This is a genomic window from Pedobacter sp. PF22-3, from assembly GCF_026239555.1.
Classification (GTDB): Bacteria; Bacteroidota; Bacteroidia; order Sphingobacteriales; family Sphingobacteriaceae; genus Pedobacter.
Window position 1 is genome coordinate 214,058 of sequence record NZ_JAPIVP010000008.1, and the last position, 15,624, is coordinate 229,681.

Here is a 15,624-nt window from a genome sequence, read left to right on the forward strand (position 1 = left end):
ATAAATTTTGCATTTACGTATCGCCATAGTTAGTTGAAACAAGTATAAACATTGATTTAAACGAAGCTGTATTGATTTTTCAATCTTTATACCTCAAATTTACAATAAGACGCTCAATTTTGGCCTTTTTTTTAAATCTCTGTAACCTTTTTAAAAAACGGTCGTCTTATCTATAACTAAACAATTGGAACCTTTCGCTTCCGGCTAAACTTTAAAATAAGCAGGTAATTAAACTGAAAGCGCATGCACATGCGGTACAGGAATTTTTTTGCCCATTTTTTAAAGAATAAATACCTAAACATGAAAACACTATACAAAATAACATTTACCCTTATACTTCTCTTTACTATTACAATAAGTTTTGGGCAAACAAATCCTAAACCGAACATCAGCGGAATAATTTTAGATGAAACTAAAAAACCTGCAGATTATGTTACCGTTGTACTCTTTAAAGCATCCGATTCGAGCGTGGTTAAAACGGCATTTACCGATCCAAACGGAACATTTTATTTTAATGTTACGGCCAAAGGAAGCTATTATTACAAGGCCAGTAACATGGGCTACAAAACCCTTAAAAGCAAAACCATCATTTTAACAGAAGACAATCAAAAAGTAGACTTCGGTACGGCACAGCTCACCGCAAGCACTCAAAACTTAAAAGAAGTGAATGTAGCCGTAACCAAACCGTTAATCGAAAGAAAAATGGATAAGATTGTGATGAATGTTTCCAATAGTGCGATTATGACGGGCTCTACTGCGCTCGAAGTTTTACAAAAAGCACCAGGCGTAACGGTAGATCCGAATGATAAGATTTCGATGATGGGCAAGCAGGGGGTACTCATTCAATTGGATGGCAAGCAAACTTATATGAGTAGTGCCGATGTGGCTAACCTGCTAAGAAATATGCAGAGTTCAGACATAGAAAGCATTGAGTTAATTACCAATCCATCTTCCAAATACGACGCTTCAGGAAACTCAGGAATTATAAATATCAAAACGAAGAAAAACAAAAATGGCGGAACAAATGGTAGTGTAAACGGATCTTTAGGATATGGTAAAAACCTAAGGGCAAATGCAGGTTTAAACCTGAACCACCGAACACAGAAACTTAATCTTTTTGGTAATTATAATTATGGCAAGTTTGAGCGCGATAACCTGATCGCTATCGACCGGATTTCGAACGGTAAACCCGATACTTACTTTACGCAAGTGGGTGAGAGTAACAGAAAACAATATAACAATAACCTGAAGGCGGGATTGGATTATTTCATCGACAAAAAAAACACCATTGGTATATTGGTAAATGGTTATTTTAACCATGGAACTGAAGCTTCTGCTAACAAAACCTTTATTGGTCCATCCTTCCAAAAAGCAGATTCGAGCCTGATAACCAATTCATTGCAGACAAACAAATACAATAACGTTTCTTATAATTTAAATTATAAATCTGTCCTGGATACGGCGGGTTCAGAAATCTCTGCAGATGTAGATTATTCCAGATATAAGGGAAATGATGGTTCTGATTATGCAAATGATTACCGGTTTGAAAATGGAAACAGTATCCGCCCAATCATCTATACCAGGAACAATACCCCTTCCATTATCGATATTAAAGCATTTAAAATTGATTATAATGTTTCGCTAACCAAAACGGTTAAACTTGAAGCTGGCGTTAAAAGCAGCTGGGTGAAGACCGATAACGATCTTCAGGCAGAAGCGTACGTAAATAATATATGGCGGAACGATATTAAAAGAAGTAATCAATTTGTATACGATGAAAATGTGAATGCAGCATATACCAACGTAAACAAACAATTTAAAAATACTAGTGTTCAAATTGGCCTGAGGGTTGAGCAAACCAATTCTAAAGGAAATTTGATTACTAAAAACACTGTTGTAGAACGAAATTACTGGGATTTCTTTCCAACTTTGTTTGTTCAACAAAAGCTTTCAAAAGATAATCAGTTAGGATTTTCTTACAGTAGAAGGATAGACCGTCCGAGTTATGACGCTTTAAATCCTTTTATTTATTATTTAGACGAATTTACCTATAGTAAAGGAAATCCATTTTTGAACCCACAGTATACACACAATTTTGAGTTAAGTTATACCCTGCTACAAAAATACATGTTATCAATAGGTTATAGCAGGATTAATGATGTAATTGCTGAAGTAATCCTGCCTGATGCTGCAAACCAATCTTTATATCAAACCAATGCAAACATTGCCACTAACATCAGCTACAATGCCAATTTAAACGTTCCTCTTCAGCTTACGAAATGGTGGCAAACCAATAATAATTTAAATGTTTTTTACCTTAGTTTTGAAGCACCTGATTTGGCCGGAAGTGCTTTAAAAACCGGAAAAACATCTTTCCAATTTAAATCACAGCAAACCTTTACCATTATGGATGGCTTTACTGCAGAGCTGAATGGCAGTTATGAATCGCCACTGGATTATGGAACGCTAAGTTTAAAAGCGCGTTACTACATCGACGCAGGCTTGAGCAAATCGCTGTTCAACAAAAAAGCAAGTTTGAAACTAGCTTTGTCAGATGTATTTAATATGTCTGAAAATAATTTATCAAGTGCTTACCCTGGCTTAACCTACTCTTTACATCAAAAAAATGAAACCCGCATTGGCCGGATCAGTTTTACCTATCGTTTTGGCAAAAATGAAATTAAACCTGCCCGTCGCCGCTCAACAGGCACTGAAGCAGAGCAGGGAAGGATGAAGAATTAGATGATGATCTTTTCGTCATCTCGACTGAAGCGCAGCGTAACGGAGAGATCTACTAACCTGAGTTCGATTAAAAATCCAGTTTTAAATGGCTCCTGTAAGATATTTTCAATTCAGAGTCGTCACACTGAATTCATTTCAGGGTCTTTCATGCTAAAAAGATGCTGAAATAAATTCAGCATGACGAATAGAGCGAAATCAATCGCCTTTAAAGCACTATTTTTAGCAAATAATTATCGAATTCAGGTTACTAAGATAGATTTAGCTTCGCTGAGCACTTCGTGGTTCTCGGCTGCGTTGCACTACGCTTGAAATGACGATAATTTGAGAAGATTTAAAACTTATATTCCATTACATAATCATCCATAAAATAGCCCTCACCAATATCAAGTTTTACCGATTCTTTAATGGTGAAACCTCCTTTCAAATAAAAATCTTTGGCTTTATTATGTTTATTTACATTCAATTGCAAAGCGCTTCCGCCTGCATTTTTTACCTGGTTAAAAACCTCATTAATTAAGATTTTTCCAACGCCTTTACCATGTGCAGATGGCAGCACATAAAGTTTATGCAGTTTGTAAACGCGTTCCTCATGACCAATGATAGAATATCCTGCAAAACCGAACTGATTTTCGCCTTCTTCTGCAATCAGGAAAATATGTCCCTCCATCAATTGCTTCATCAGCTCTCCTTTGCTATACATTTTATCCAACATATAATCAATCTGCGCCTGCCCGATAATATCCAGGTAGGTTGATGGCCAGGTTGCCGCAGCAATATCCCTGATCACTTCTATATCTTCTTCTTTTGCTTTTCTAAGGGTTATCATATGGGTTCGCTAATAAAAATCGGTTGTCCGGAAAAGGTAAATTCTACAAAGCCATCTTTAACTACAGTAAAAATTTCGTCTTCATTCTGCGCGAGGTTGGTTACTTCGAGATATCGGTTGCCGTGGATCAGAAATTCGCTTCCGGCAGGTTTCCAAACTGAGAATCCCGATTTTATGGGATAGTGCTTTGCCCTCTCCGTAAATACCACCAGATTAATTTTATCTTCAAATCCAGCAAATTTCTCCAGGTCGAATTTCCTCGTAATCACATTTACCGCAGGATATTTCTCTTCGTACAGATAATTAATGGCTACCATTAAAGCATCAACAGGTCCCTGAATAACTTTAGTATCTTCCTGCGCTTCCTGCCCATTCCCATTTACCAGTACATCTACTTTTAAACCCAAAGAAAAAATCTTATCGTAATTTTCTCCATTAACCAAAAGTGTAGGACTCCATTCAAGCAGTTGACCCAAAAATTCTTCGTTAAAATTTCCAAGCTCATCAATGTATAAAGCCGGTTCTTGTTTTTCTTTTACAATATGGTGTGAAGACATACTGCGAATATATAAATTTCGCTTTAAGTAAGGTAAAGGAAGAATCAGCCGGACGTCAAATGATTAACGATTATACGGATATTCACTGACCCAATGGAAGCCCCTGTTAATAAGTTTAAACTCCTTGAGATTTTTTCGTTTAAAAATTACCGATACAGAATCTTTTTCCATTAGGCCTGATAAAATCAGCTTATCGTTTCCAATAAGATTATAGTTTAAAACGTACTTTGTAGAGTCTTTATCGGTTGATTTGAGTACTACTTCTTTTTTCTTCTGATCAAAAACCGTAGTGAAATTAGCAGCGCTATCGTTCATCTTCTTTATCCGGGCAAAACCCGAATAATTAATAATCATTTGTCTCCATCTTGTGCTATCAGTAGTTAAAGGCGCCAAGGTTTTGCCCTTAACTTTCATGCTTTCAACATTATAAATACCATACATAAATGGCTTCGGCGCCGCGCTACCATAAGTTTTTCTTTGTTCAATTAATGAGGATATCAAAAATATTAGTGAAGCTGTAATATATAGATATTTTGCCCCATAAGCCATGAAGTATAGCCATCGCTTTTTAAAAGTTGGACGGTACATTTTCTCGAGCTGCTGACTTTCATAATTAATAAAGAAGCGATATAATTTTAAGAAATGAGGGGCCAAAATAAACAGACACATTACAACCAACGCGGTTGAGAGTAATTTTACAGGGACATCGAAAAAATAATTCATCGTCATTACATGTACTGTTGCAGCTAATGCTAGAAAGGCTCCTACAATGACCGTTCTACGGAACAAAAGCATGATGGCAGAAACTTCTATAATGCCCATAAAAATATTATACCCTTTTGAAAAGCCGAGGAAAGTCCATGCGAGGCCCATTGGCGATGCATTTCCAAAAGGCTGAAGCAACCTCATTAATGAAGGATCAGGGAACTGGAGTTTGATTACTTTTATAGCGCCGTATAATATCAAAGTAAAGGCTAAATAAAATATCACCAGTACCATAAGCCAGTAGTAAGCTGTATTGTAACTTTTGCGTTTGCGGTCTAAAACCGACCAAATGATGCTACCAATTACCGATACCAAAAATATAAAGAGTAACAATACCCAATCATAAGAGGTATCGCCACTACCATTGGTGTAAATTGTAAAATCGTAATTATAGTGGATAATGTGTTTAGAGAACCAGGGAATAAGATCGTGCAATACCAGGTTCGGCAACTGCAATACACCTGAAAGGAACGTAAAGGCTCCATTGTTATTCAGGATAATGAAAAGAGACAAGAGGAGAAAAAAGAACCTGAAAGAAATTTTTTTATAAATGTTCCAGGGAGCAGTATTTTGAAGAGCGTTTTCAGACATATTTTATTTGGTTTTACCCAAAGCTAAAAATTATCTTATCTGGTTCAAATTATAAAATGTTAATTAACAGCGCTTTCTTTAACAACTGTGTAAAAATCCTGATAAGTTTCAATAAAATCGTCGGCAAAATTAATGGCTCCGGAAACGGCTATACCATAAATTCCAGTCTGCATTAAAGCTTCCACATCGTATGTTTTAATCCCACCCACAGCCAATACCGGAATGCTGATGGCCTGGGTCTTCAATTCTTTTACTACATGCTGATAGCCCTCAATACCTAAAAGCGCATAATTGTTGGGTTTGGTTTCAGTTTCTGCAAATGGACCATAACCAGCATAATCGGCCCCTTCTTTGGCAAGCCTGATTAAATTGTCTACTGTATTCGCCGATCCTCCTAGTGTAATATCATGGCCAACCAGTTTGCGCAGTTTGATAAAATCGGCATCCATATCTTCGATATGAAAACCCTGGATATCGGCCTTTCCATTTAAATGAACATGATCCGTAACGATTAAAGTGGTGCCCCAGTCATCACAGATTTCTGCAATAGCATTAATATCCTGCAGGAGTTCTTCATCCGTTTTACTCAGGCAACGGTATTGGATCCATTTTGCACCAGCCTCGCAGGCCTGTTGTACCTGTTCGATGTGGCTTAAATGCGGGATATCGTGTGTGATGTAATGGAGCTTTTCGATGTATTTCATGCTGGATCAGGATGGTTAAAATTAAAGAATTTTAAGATCAGGAAGGCAAGATAAACAAAATCGCCATTGAGCGTTTATCTTGCAATGGCGATTTTAATGATTTTCAGCTTTTTGCTTTAGTCTTTCTTAAAACTTAACGTTCAAGCTTAACAAAAAGTTGGTGCCCGCTTGTGGGTAAAAAAAGTTTTCAGTTACTCTGCTCCCTCCCAATTGGTAGCCATAAGTATAACCGTTGCTTGCGTATTTTTTGTCTAAAATGTTATTGACTAACAAACCCAGGTTAATATTTTTAACGCCGGCAAATTTAAAATCGTAACCTAAACGTGCATTGCTTACCCAGTAACCATTAATGGTTCTATCGTTGTTCTGCGTGTTATCCAGATATTGTTTGCTCACATATTTACTTTGCAAAGCTACCGCAAAACCGTTAACCGGTTTGTAAACCAGCTCTCCGAAAAGAACCGCTCCTGGAGAATAAGAGATATCAGTTAATTCATAGTTTTTAATTACTTGTCCACCATTATCGTAATCATCGTAATACTCGGTAAAGTTTTTGATTTTGTTGCGGCTAAAAGCAGCGTTGGCATTTACAATAAACTGTTTGCTAATGGTATAAGAACCATCAAGCTCTATCCCTAAACGGTAACTCTTGTCCACATTCTGACGGAAGTTTCCGCCAACATCGTTTATTTTCCCGGTTACCACCAATTGGTTTGTATAGAACATTCCATAGGCATTGGCACCTATATTAAATTTGTCATTTTTAAAACGGTATCCCAATTCTACATCGTTCAAACGCTCCGGTTTAGGGGTAATGCCAACTGTTGCATCCGCATAATCATCGCGGTTTGGTTCTTTATTCGCCACACTGAACGAAGCATATACATTGCTCTGTGGATTGATAAAATAGGTTGCCCCAAATTTCGGATTAAAGAAATTTAAGGTTTGGTTAATGGCCAACGTATTTAACTTATTTTCTGTTCCGGCAATATCATAATATACACGGCGGTATTGCAGATCGGCAAATAAGCTCAAATCTTCAATAGGGCTATAATTTACTTTGCCATAAACATTAAAATCGGTTTTAAAACCATCATTATCATAATAATGCCTGTCAATGTTTCCGTTTGAAGCATATTGTGCCCAGATTACCTGCCCAAAGTGCGCGCCTTTATATTCATTATATGCACCACCCAAAGTAAAGTTTAAATTCTTTTGGGGTACATAGTTAAAGGCATAAGTAACACCGTAGAAATCGTTATCCAACCAACGGCGGCGGATTAAATCTGTTTTGGCAATAGGTGTACCACCAGCAACAGCAACGGGGTTCAAGCCGTAATGTTTCAGACTATCCTGTACTACATATTCTTCATAATAACCTTCGCCTTTAGTGTAATGTAAAGCGCCATTGAAAGACAACTGATCAGAAATCTGCCTGGCATAAATGAGCTGATAGTGGTTCTGTGTATAATTATCCGTCTGGTTATTATAAAGGAAACTATTATACCTCCTGCCCGAGTTTAGCAGGTTTGCCGCATCTTCAGCACTCAATCCATTTCTATCAATATAAGCTTGCATTCCAGGTAAATCATTTTCTAAACGCGATTGCGGGATTCCGTTCCACGATTGGTAGGTTTTCTCATTTCCAGAGAAAACATTTACACGCAATAAGTCTTTATCTCCATGATAAGCACCAGATAAAAAGTACGATTTTAATACAGAAGATCCACGATCTACATAACCATCAGAGCTGATTCTAGATAAACGCCCGTCAAAGCTAAAACGGTTGTTAATTAAACCTGTTCCCACCTTTACGGTATTTTTCCAAGTATTAAAACTGCCGTAAGTATTGTTCAATTCAGCATAGGGTTCTGTCTCGCTGGCAGTAGTTTGAATGTTCAAACTTGCGCCAAATGCGCCTGCGCCGTTGGTTGAGGTACCCACGCCACGCTGAATCTGCACATTATCTACTGATGAAGCAAAATCGGGCATATTTACATAAAAAGTTCCCTGGCTTTCGCTATCGTTGATAGGAATGCCGTTAACCGTGACGTTAATCCTGCTGTTATCGCTCCCGCGAATACGGATTCCGGTATAACCCACACCAGCACCAGCATCAGAATTAACCACAACGCCAGGCGTGTTCTGGAGGATAAAAGGCAAATCCTGTCCGAAATTATTCTGTTGGATTTCTTCTTTACCAATATTCTTGTATGTAGTTGCCGATTTATCTGTGGCACGGGTTGCACGCACAATTACCTCATCAGCCAGGAAATTTTGTGGCAATAGGCTAAAGTCTACTGTCGCATTCTGCTGAAGTTCTATCGTTTTTTCAATTGTTTTATAGCCTACATAGCTTACCACAATGTTATATTTTCCGTTAGATAGGTTTGTAATGGTGTAATTCCCGCTAGCATCGCTTACCACTGCTGTTTTTTGATTTCTTAATTTAACCGTAGCGCCAGGAAGCGGCTGCTGGTTTTGATCTGTTACTTTACCCGTAACCGAAATTTGTGCCGATACAAAGAATGGCAACATTGCAACAAGGGCTGCAAAAAGTAAATTTTTCAAGTTTATTGTTTTTAGTTAAACCCATCGGAAAAAGGGGCTTCCCCGATTTCAGTTAAACTTCCATAACTCCAATCCCTACGCCGGCATTACCCGGATCAGGTTCATTTAAGGTTGATGGCTGGAAGGGTTTAAGGTTGTTGGGATTACCCTCTACCTTTTACCTTCTACCTTTTACCTCAAAATGGGTATGATCTCAGCCTGTTTTTGTGTTGTATAAACAAGGCACCCCTAATGATGGGGCAAATGTAGAAAATATTTAGGAATTCGTACTATTCTAGCAAATTTCAATTCCAATTGATTAAAATCTACCGTTTATTCTATTACTTTATAAAGTTATTGGTTTTTATTTTAGAAAACTGGTGGTTCTGCGCGTATAGGATTTACAGTCCCGCTTTCCCTCCTGCCAATTTGAAGGAAATCGGCATCCGTTCCAATCGGGTTTAGGTGGCCAGGCAGGTACAACTATTCGCGATACATCACCAAACGTTCCTACGGAACGAAACCGCCAATTGTACAATTGGCTACCGATGAGCCGTCCCGACGGGACGAACATTTTTCATACGAACTAGAAAGGATGGGTAATAATTTATAGTCACATTTCGTCCCATCGGGACCAACGCTTGGAAGAAAAAAAAATGTTTATTTCTTTCGTTCCGAAGGAACGTTTCATGTTTTAGGCACCACGGTGGCAAACCCCTGTTCAATAAACCCGACCAACAGCGTTATCCCGATTTTAGTATTGTTTTATTTACGAGCTCATCTATCGGGATTAAGCAAAGGGCGGGACTGCTGGCAGCCAAAAGCTACTGACAATCATTTCCAAAAAAAAGAAAAACCCCAGACCTATTTATCTGCCCAAAAAAACATCAATGGCCTTAATGGCATTCTCAACCCTTTCATCCCCCAAGCCGCCAATAACTTTATAATTTGCTTGGAGCGCCTGCAATTCTTTATGCCAAACCCCCATAAAATATTCGCGTTTCTCCGGAAAATCGCGCAGTGGATCATCCTGCCAGGGCAAATCAATATCCATTAAAAGATACAGGTCGTATGGTTTTTTGGGTAGCGCATCCAATACAACCTCAGGCGTTTCACCAAGCACTTCATCGCTCCAGATTTTTACCGTAATAAAAGTGGTATCGCAAATAATGAAATCACTTTCGGTGGTAACCAGAATTGCATCCTCCAAAGCGATCTGTCCGTAGTACATATTCACTTCATCTTGCAGGGTATAATCGGTAACCAGATTTTCGCAGTAATAGCGGGCATACTCTGGCACCCAAGAAACTTTGTAGTATTTGGCCAGCAACTGAGATATAGTAGATTTCCCAGTACTTTCAGGGCCAACAACAGCAATCTTTTTAATATTTTTATTCACGATGTGTCTTCTGGATACAGTCAAATGTAAAAGAAAAAGCCTTAAAAGAAAAAATCCGGTTGAGGAGGGCTCCTCTAACCGGATAATAAACCAAACAAACTATTTATGAAGAAATCCTCATGGCGGGTAACTAATCCGCGGAGGAGGCTTTAGATCATTGTCTAAAGTATATACAAAACGTATATATGTTCTCGTTATTACAACATTATTGCCAATAATGAGATCATCACAACTTCGTGACTTAATTCTGACCAACAGTAACACATTAGTGAAATTGTTTTAACACTAATTAACATTTGAAAACAAATATATACATTTCTATTTTACATTCGTGTATAATTTATAGTACAATCCAAAAAATAGTGTTCATTATTTAAAACTTTTTGTACTAAATGCTGTTATATATTCAAGACAATAACTAACTAAAACGTTATACAATGAAAAAACTGTGTGTTGTATTCTCCCTATTGATTGTATTTGGCTTGGGCGCAATTGCCTTTACCAATAGTAAAACAGGTGGAATAATAGGGAAAATTACACCGATTGATGCCGCTTCATCTGTATCAATTGTAGTCGCTAAAGACACACTAAGCACACAGATTAATCAGGGCGTTTTTACCTTTACAAACCTTAAAGAAGGTGTTTATACAATAGTAGTAAAAGCCAACGCACCATATAAAGATGCTATAATAGAAAAGGTAGGCGTAAAAGATAGCGCGACTACTGATTTAGGCGAAATTAAATTACAACAGTAACTCATTTCTCAAAAGAAAAATCTAAAAAGAGCGCTCAAATAGCGCTCTTTTTTATTTTAAAAAAAACGCCTTAAAATCACATCTTATGATGTATCTTTGCATCCCGACAGAACAGTTGGGATTTTTCTTCTCGCAAGCATAAGACCTCTTGCTTCTTCACCTTCGGGTTCAAATACTTTAGAATTTTAATTATTGTTTAAGCCTTATCATGCCTAAAGACACTTCCATACGCTCAGTACTGATTATCGGATCTGGACCAATTATTATTGGCCAAGCCTGTGAATTTGATTACTCAGGTTCGCAAGCGGCGCTTTCTTTAAAAGAAGAAGGAATTACCGTTTCTATCATCAACTCCAATCCGGCCACCATTATGACGGATAAGGTTATCGGCGACCATGTTTACCTGCGCCCGCTAACTGTTGATTCAATAGAAGTTATTTTACAAGAGCATATAGACTCTGCAGATCTACCTAGAATTGATGCTGTACTTCCTACAATGGGAGGACAAACCGCACTCAACCTTTGTAAAGAGGCTGAAGAACGTGGTGTTTGGGAAAAATACGGTGTTAAAGTAGTTGGTGTAGATGTTGCAGCAATCGAAAAAACAGAGAACCGTGAAGCTTTCCGCCAGTTAATGGTTGATATTGGTGTAGGTGTTGCTCAATCGAAAATTGCCAACTCATTTTTAGAAGGCAAAGAAGCTGCACAGGAAATCGGCTACCCACTGGTAATCCGCCCATCATATACTTTAGGCGGTTCTGGTGGTGGTTTTGTCCACAAAAAAGAAGAATTCGACGCGGCGCTAAAACGTGGTTTAGAAGCTTCACCGACACACGAAGTACTGGTAGAGAAAGCAGTTTTAGGCTGGAAAGAATACGAGTTAGAGTTATTAAGAGATAGCAATGATAATGTAATCATTATCTGTTCGATCGAAAACTTCGATCCGATGGGGATTCACACGGGAGATTCAATCACGGTTGCTCCGGCAATGACTTTATCTGACCGTTGTTACCAGGATATGCGCAACCAGGCGATCAAAATGATGCGTGCAATCGGTAACTTTGCCGGCGGCTGTAATGTTCAGTTTTCGGTTAACCCGGTAAACGATGAAATTATCGCCATCGAAATCAACCCACGTGTATCGCGTTCATCTGCTTTAGCAAGTAAGGCAACTGGTTATCCAATCGCAAAAATTGCAGCTAAACTGGCTATCGGTTACAACCTGGATGAAATTGAAAATCAGATTACCAAAACAACTTCAGCCTATTTCGAACCTACTTTAGATTACGTAATTGTTAAAGTACCGCGTTGGAACTTTGATAAATTTAAAGGCGCTAACAAAGAACTTGGCTTACAGATGAAATCAGTAGGTGAAGTAATGGCCATTGGCCGTACTTTTATCGAAGCATTGCAAAAAGCTTGTCAGAGTTTAGAGATCAACCGTGCTGGTTTAGGCGCAGATGGCAGACAGGTTCGCAATATTGAAGAAATTATGGACGGTTTGGAGCACGCTTCATGGAACCGTTTATTCTTAATAAAAGACGCCATGACAATGGGTGTACCTTTGGAGTCTATCCGTAAGGTAACCAAAATTGATAAATGGTTCTTAAACCAGATTCAGGATCTTGTTCTTTTGGAAACTGAATTAAAAAGATATTCACTAAACAATATCCCTCAGGATTTCTTTGTAACACTTAAACAAAAAGGATTTTCTGATATCCAGATCGCGTGGTTGTTAGGCAATGTTACTGAAGACGAAGTTTACGATCGTCGTAAAGCTTTGGGTATAAACAGGGTTTATAAAATGGTTGATACTTGTGCTGCGGAGTTTCCGGCCAAAACACCATATTACTATTCTACTTTCGAAGAAGAGAATGAATCAAAACCTTCCGACAGGAAAAAAGTAATTGTTTTGGGTTCAGGTCCTAACCGTATTGGTCAGGGTATCGAATTCGATTATTCATGTGTACACGGTTTATTGGCTGCAAAAGAATCGGGTTTCGAAGCCATCATGGTTAATTGTAACCCTGAAACAGTTTCAACAGACTTTAACATGGCCGACAAGTTGTACTTCGAGCCGGTTTTCTGGGAACATGTTCGCGAAATTATAGATCTTGAAAAACCTGAAGGTGTAATTGTTCAGCTTGGCGGACAAACTGCGCTGAAAATGGCAGAAAAATTAACTGAAAAAGGCATCAAAATTATTGGAACATCTTTCGAGAACATGGATATTGCCGAAGATCGCGGCCGTTTCTCTGACCTTTTGAAAGAATTAAATATCCCTTATCCAAAGTATGGTGTTGCAGAAAATGCTGAAGAGGCAATTGTTGTGGCAAATGAGGTAGGTTATCCGGTACTGGTGCGTCCGAGCTATGTATTGGGTGGTCAGGGCATGAGCATTGTAATTAATGATGAAGACCTGGAAAAAGCAGTAGTTAAATTATTAGGTGATTTACCTGGCAACCGTGTATTGATCGATCACTTTTTAGATAGGGCAGAAGAAGCGGAATCCGATTCGATTTCTGACGGTGAAGATGTACACATTGTGGGTATGATGGAACACATTGAGCCTGCAGGTATCCACTCAGGAGATTCATTTGCGGTATTACCTACATTCAGCTTATCAGAAACGGTAACCAAAGCAATGGAAGAATACTCCATTAAAATTGCAAAAGCGTTAGATGTACGTGGGTTACTAAACATTCAGTTTGCCATTAAAGATGAGAAAGTTTATGTAATCGAGGCAAATCCCAGGGCATCACGTACGGTTCCTTTCATCGCAAAAGCTTACGATGTTCCGTACATCAACATTGCGGCTAAAATTATGCTAGGCGTAGCCAAACTGAAAGATTTTACAATCGTTCGCAAACTTAAAGGTTATGCCATTAAAGAGCCGGTTTTCTCTTACGAGAAATTCCCGGAGGTGACGAAGGAACTAGGCCCTGAAATGAAATCTACTGGTGAAGCCATCCGTTTTATCAAAGATTTAGAAGATCCTTACTTCCGCAAGCTTTACAAAGATAAATCGATGTATTTAAGTAAGTAATCTGCTTACGAAGATTATAAAATAGCAATGGCCAGTGAAAAAATCACTGGCCATTTTTTATTATTCAATTCGTACAAACATCGCGGGTTTAAATGCGATCGTCACCCTGAATTTATTTCAGGGTCTTAGTTGTATGATAGATGCTGAAATAAATTCAGCATGACGACATGGCTAAAAAAAACCTATCAAGTTCAAATGTTTTATTATTGCTTCAACTTCGGAATCCTGGTTGGGGTATCTGTTCCGTTTACAATGCTGGTTGCACTCTTGGCAATTGCTTTAATAGTTGAAAGAATATTTTCTACATCTAAAGAGCTGTATTCATCTTTCACACTATGGTACAATTTATCGATATCAATTTTATCGGTACTGATGGTATGTGCCGGAACGCCTAAAGCAGCTAAGGTTGCGTTATCGCTTCGATAGAATAAATTTTGGTCTGGATAGGGGTCCGGATGAAAGGTAAATTCAGTTCCTGCTAAGTTTTTCTGTAAAATTTTCCCGAAATCAGATCTTTCATAGCCGGTAATAAAGGCTGTGTTTTTACCAAATTTCGAATCCTTACCGATCATCTCAATATTGAACATGGCTACCACATCATCAGGATTTAATTTTTCTGAGAAATACCTTGCGCCAAAACCACCAATTTCTTCTGCTGTAAAAGCAACGAAGATCAAGGTACGTTCGTTATTTTTCTGTGCTTTATAATATTTCGCTAAAGCAATCATCGCTGTAGTACCTGATGCATCATCATCGGCTCCATTGGCAATACTATCGCCTTCTACCGGTTTTAAGAAACCCAAATGATCATAATGACCTGAGAAAATTACAATTTCTTTAGCTTTTGATTTACCTGGAATTACACCTGCAACATTGAACAAGGGCATTTGGGTTACCTTACTTTTAACTGTTGCTGAAAAATCTGTTGCTGCATCTTTACCTAAAACAAAAACCTGTACAGCGCCGTTGGTTGCTTTTACATCTTTTTCATCAACAGTAGTTGGTTTGCTGAAATGATCTTTATAACGTTTAAAAAAATCAACAAACTTATTGTCGACTAAAACGATCTGGTTTTTATCCGTGTTCAGCATGGTTCTGAACTGCGCTACAAATGGCTTTTCAGGATCCAATTTAACAACAGTGGTGTTGGATTTATCAAGCGTAACACTTTCTGTGGTAACGCCGGTAACCAATATATTTTCTCGTGCAATTTCCTGCCCGTCTATTTTAACGCTGGTACTTTGATTAGCAACCTGGTATTTGTTAAAAGTTTGGCGGAATGTTTTTTCACCTGATAAGGGCTGCAAACCTATTTTCTTAAATTCTGATTCAATAAAAGTAGCGGCTTTATCAATCCCTGGCGTAAATGTTTCTCTCCCTTGCATATCATCTGCACTTAAAGTTTTAATCAGGTGGTCCGTGTACTCACGTGTGATGATTTTATCAATGTTTTGCGCTTTAAGCTGCAAACTTGCCATCCCCAAAAGGGTAAAAAAGAATATTTTCTTCATATATTCATATTATAATTTATAGCGTGTTGAATTTAGGGAAAGTTAAGGTTTTTGTCTGATAGATCTATGATTTTTTGGCGGGTGATTTATTGGTCAGGTTCGATTGTTCATGGTTGAAGGTCATAACAGGCTCCTTCTTACATACCCCATCATACATCGTCCATCATACATCTTACAT

10 protein-coding genes and 1 riboswitch are annotated in these 15,624 nt (G+C 38.2%); of the genes, 3 read left to right on the forward strand and 7 right to left on the reverse strand.

The window, feature by feature from the left end; genetic code table 11:
• Positions 1 to 300: 300 nt before the first annotated feature.
• Positions 301 to 2,742 (forward strand): TonB-dependent receptor, encoded by a 2,442-nt coding sequence (locus OQX63_RS12555; protein WP_265851214.1) that lies wholly within the window; start codon positions 301 to 303, stop codon positions 2,740 to 2,742.
• Between the two features lie 331 nt (positions 2,743 to 3,073).
• Here OQX63_RS12555 and OQX63_RS12560 read toward each other — a convergent pair whose 3' ends face one another.
• The 6 genes from OQX63_RS12560 to OQX63_RS12585 all read right to left on the reverse strand — a co-directional run bounded on the left by OQX63_RS12560 (position 3,074) and on the right by OQX63_RS12585 (position 10,134).
• Complete coding sequence (locus OQX63_RS12560; RefSeq protein WP_265851215.1) at positions 3,074 to 3,568, reverse strand: GNAT family N-acetyltransferase; 495 nt, start codon at positions 3,566 to 3,568, stop codon at positions 3,074 to 3,076.
• Positions 3,565 to 4,125: a thiamine pyrophosphokinase gene (locus tag OQX63_RS12565; RefSeq protein ID WP_265851216.1), complete on the reverse strand. Its 561-nt coding sequence runs from the start codon at positions 4,123 to 4,125 to the stop codon at positions 3,565 to 3,567. The genes OQX63_RS12560 and OQX63_RS12565 overlap by 4 nt, the downstream gene beginning before the upstream one ends.
• A 63-nt stretch (positions 4,126 to 4,188) precedes the next feature.
• Positions 4,189 to 5,481: a hypothetical protein gene (locus OQX63_RS12570; RefSeq protein ID WP_265851217.1), complete on the reverse strand. Its 1,293-nt coding sequence runs from the start codon at positions 5,479 to 5,481 to the stop codon at positions 4,189 to 4,191.
• Between the two features lie 59 nt (positions 5,482 to 5,540).
• Complete coding sequence (locus OQX63_RS12575) at positions 5,541 to 6,185, reverse strand: thiamine phosphate synthase (RefSeq protein WP_265851218.1); 645 nt, start codon at positions 6,183 to 6,185, stop codon at positions 5,541 to 5,543.
• A gap of 126 nt (positions 6,186 to 6,311) precedes the next feature.
• Positions 6,312 to 8,756: a TonB-dependent receptor gene (locus OQX63_RS12580; protein ID WP_322974393.1), complete on the reverse strand. Its 2,445-nt coding sequence runs from the start codon at positions 8,754 to 8,756 to the stop codon at positions 6,312 to 6,314.
• A gap of 55 nt (positions 8,757 to 8,811) precedes the next feature.
• Positions 8,812 to 8,996, reverse strand: a riboswitch (TPP riboswitch).
• Between the two features lie 607 nt (positions 8,997 to 9,603).
• A complete protein-coding gene (locus OQX63_RS12585; protein WP_265851219.1) occupies positions 9,604 to 10,134 on the reverse strand; it encodes an ATP-binding protein in 531 nt (176 codons plus the stop codon).
• 437 nt (positions 10,135 to 10,571) lie between these two features.
• Between OQX63_RS12585 and OQX63_RS12590 the strand changes: the two genes are divergently transcribed.
• Positions 10,572 to 10,889 carry a carboxypeptidase regulatory-like domain-containing protein gene (locus OQX63_RS12590; RefSeq protein ID WP_265851220.1) on the forward strand — a complete coding sequence of 106 codons (318 nt, stop codon included), beginning with the start codon at positions 10,572 to 10,574 and terminating at the stop codon, positions 10,887 to 10,889.
• A 208-nt stretch (positions 10,890 to 11,097) separates the two neighbouring features.
• Positions 11,098 to 13,935, forward strand: coding sequence for a carbamoyl-phosphate synthase large subunit (carB, locus tag OQX63_RS12595; protein ID WP_265851221.1), 2,838 nt, complete (start codon positions 11,098 to 11,100; stop codon positions 13,933 to 13,935).
• A gap of 203 nt (positions 13,936 to 14,138) precedes the next feature.
• Here the strand turns inward: carB and OQX63_RS12600 are convergent, their stop codons facing one another.
• Positions 14,139 to 15,446, reverse strand: coding sequence for a M20/M25/M40 family metallo-hydrolase (locus OQX63_RS12600; protein WP_265851222.1), 1,308 nt, complete (start codon positions 15,444 to 15,446; stop codon positions 14,139 to 14,141).
• Positions 15,447 to 15,624 lie beyond the last annotated feature (178 nt).

Coding starts and splice junctions, on each gene's coding strand:
- OQX63_RS12570 (WP_265851217.1), bottom strand. CDS start 5,481: ATGTCTGAAAACGCTCTTCAAAATACTGCTCCCTGGAACATTTATAAA.
- OQX63_RS12575 (WP_265851218.1), bottom strand. CDS start 6,185: ATGAAATACATCGAAAAGCTCCATTACATCACACACGATATCCCGCAT.
- OQX63_RS12565 (WP_265851216.1), bottom strand. CDS start 4,125: ATGTCTTCACACCATATTGTAAAAGAAAAACAAGAACCGGCTTTATAC.
- OQX63_RS12555 (WP_265851214.1), top strand. CDS start 301: ATGAAAACACTATACAAAATAACATTTACCCTTATACTTCTCTTTACT.
- OQX63_RS12600 (WP_265851222.1), bottom strand. CDS start 15,446: ATGAAGAAAATATTCTTTTTTACCCTTTTGGGGATGGCAAGTTTGCAG.
- OQX63_RS12590 (WP_265851220.1), top strand. CDS start 10,572: ATGAAAAAACTGTGTGTTGTATTCTCCCTATTGATTGTATTTGGCTTG.
- carB (WP_265851221.1), top strand. CDS start 11,098: ATGCCTAAAGACACTTCCATACGCTCAGTACTGATTATCGGATCTGGA.
- OQX63_RS12560 (WP_265851215.1), bottom strand. CDS start 3,568: ATGATAACCCTTAGAAAAGCAAAAGAAGAAGATATAGAAGTGATCAGG.